This window comes from Martelella sp. FLE1502, assembly GCF_053484255.1.
Window position 1 is genome coordinate 1 of record NZ_JBAKFQ010000060.1, and the last position, 899, is coordinate 899.

The 899-nt window shown below is 62.2% G+C and carries 1 protein-coding gene; it reads right to left on the bottom strand.

The genetic code is table 11. From position 1 onward, the window contains the following. The coding region (locus tag V6767_RS22660; RefSeq protein WP_448475501.1) for an IS481 family transposase at nt 1–821 on the bottom strand (821 nt) is incomplete at its 3' end. Between the last annotated feature and the right edge of the window lie 78 nt (nt 822–899).

The following is an 899-nucleotide window of genomic DNA, read 5'->3' on the forward strand; positions in this document are numbered from 1 at the left end:
CGCCAGCGATCAAACGCCCTTTGCGCCTGCCTGAAGTCCGACAACGGTTGAAAGGCGAGAACTTCAGCCTTGAAGCTGCGGTGGAAGCGTTCGTTCTTGCCGCGTCCCTGCGGATGGTAGGGGCGGGCATGAATGAGCTCCACCCCCAGCTTGAGGAGCCAGACGCGCAAGCGTGTCCAGCCGTGCGGAACGCCGGTTCCCCAAGGGTTGCCATTGTCGGCATAGATCGCCATCGGCAGCCCATGGTGACGAAAGATGCGTTCCAGCCGAGTGCGAACCGTCATCATCCGTTCGTCGGCGCAGGCCTCAAGCCCGAGGGCAAACCGCGAATGATCATCGAGGACGGTGAGCGGATGACACCAGTCTCCCGAGACGAGCTGAAAACGTCCCTTGAAGTCCATCTGCCACAGCAGGTTTGGCGCTTCGCGCTCGAAACGTCCATAGGCCGGGCCGGCGCCCTCAGGCGTTGCGATCCGCTTGTGTCGGACCAGGATGGCATGGACTGTCGACGCCGCCGGCGGATCAATCCCCGCTCGTTCCAGCCGGCACGCAATCTTGCGGGCGCCCCAGGCCGGATGCGCATCGCGCACCTCAAGCACAGCCTGTTCAAGCGCCTGATCGGTGCGCCGCGGACTAACGTGCGGCCGCCGCGAGCGATCCTGCATCCCCTCGCTGGCCCTGAAACGCTTCAGCCAGACATAGCCCGTCTGGCGAGAAATCCCGAAACGTCGGCACAATTGCGAAACATTCGCGCCCTCAAGCGCACAAAGCCGGCAAAACTCCAACCGCTGATCCACCACAGACTTCGTCTCCCACCCCATCCGAACCTCCCAGATTGCAATCCGAGAAGTGTCAGGCATGTCTCCGAACATCTGTCAGGTATGTATCAAGGCCGTACA